Source organism: Bifidobacterium jacchi, from assembly GCF_009078285.1.
Classification (GTDB): Bacteria; Actinomycetota; Actinomycetes; order Actinomycetales; family Bifidobacteriaceae; genus Bifidobacterium; species Bifidobacterium jacchi.
In genome coordinates, this window is the sequence record NZ_RQSP01000099.1 from 1 (window position 1) to 1,249 (window position 1,249).

Sequence of the window (1,249 nt, forward strand, 5' to 3'; positions counted from 1 at the left end):
CCCGTGTCCTGTGTACGATTTTCTGTCGCCAAACAAAACAAATCGCGATTGGAAAGAGGGCACGAAGCCATGTCACAGCAGATTCTACAGGTCGACCAGGCCATGTTGGAGACCACCCTGGACCGGATGGTCCGCAGAAGCGTCGAGGAGACGTTGAACGCGATGCTCGATGCCGAGGCCGACGAGATCACGGGCGCCGCGCGCTACGAGCGCAGTGGGGATCGGAAGGCGTACCGGGCCGGCCATTACACGCGCGATCTGACCGTCAAGGCCGGGAAAATGAGCCTGAAGGTGCCCAAGCTGAAGGGCGCGGTGTTCGAGTCGGCCGTGATCGAACGCTACCGGCGGCGCGAGGAGAGCGTCGAGGAGGCGCTGATCGACATGTACCTGGCGGGCGTGTCCACTCGTCAGGTCGATGACGTCAGCCAATTGTTGTGGGGCGACCGCATGCCCTCGCAGACCCTTTCCGACAAGCTCAAGCGCATCTACGCCGAAATCGACGAATGGAGGGAGCGCCCGCTCGTGCAGGAGTATGCGTACGTGTTCATGGACGGCGTATGGCACAAGCGCTGCTGGGGCGGCTCGGTGGAGAACGTGAGCGTGCTGGTCGCCATCGGCGTCGGCATGGACGGTCATAGGGAGGTGCTCTCCGTGGCCGAGGGCATGAAGGAGGACGCGGAAAGCTGGCGTTCGTTCATCACCGGCATGCTCGCACGCGGGTTGAAGGGCGTGCGGCTGGCGGTGGGCGACCGGTGCGCGGGGCTCGTGGCCGCCGTGAACGAGCTGCTGCCCAACGCCCGCTACCAGCGGTGCATGGTGCACTTCGAACGCAACGTTCTCGCCAAGGTCAACCCCGGAAACCGGCAGTGGGCCGCGGACGCGCTCAAGGCCGTGTTCTCCATGGAATCACGCGACAAGGCCCTGGAGAAGGCGGAATCCGTCGCCAGGGACATGGAATCGCGCAAGCTCAGGGAGGCCGCCAAATGCCTGCGCGAAGGCATCGGCGAGACCACGACCTACCTGCTCGACGACTATCCACGCGAGCACCGCCGGCGCATCCGCACGAACAACATGATTGAAAGGCTCAACCGCGAGATCAGGCGACGCACGCGCGTGGTCGGCTCGTTCCCGGACGGCAGAAGCGCGTTGATGCTCATCTGCGCGCGCGTCCGCTACGTGACCTCCAACGAGTGGTCGACGCGCCGCTACCTCGACATGTCCCGGCTCGGTGAGACACTACAAACAGCGA

At 64.3% G+C, this 1,249-nt stretch carries 1 protein-coding gene; it reads left to right on the forward strand.

From position 1 onward, the window contains the following. Positions 1-69: 69 nt before the first annotated feature. Positions 70-1,249, forward strand: a 1,180-nt coding sequence (locus EHS19_RS10475) for an IS256 family transposase (RefSeq protein WP_151917699.1), incomplete at its 3' end; no start/stop codon positions are given.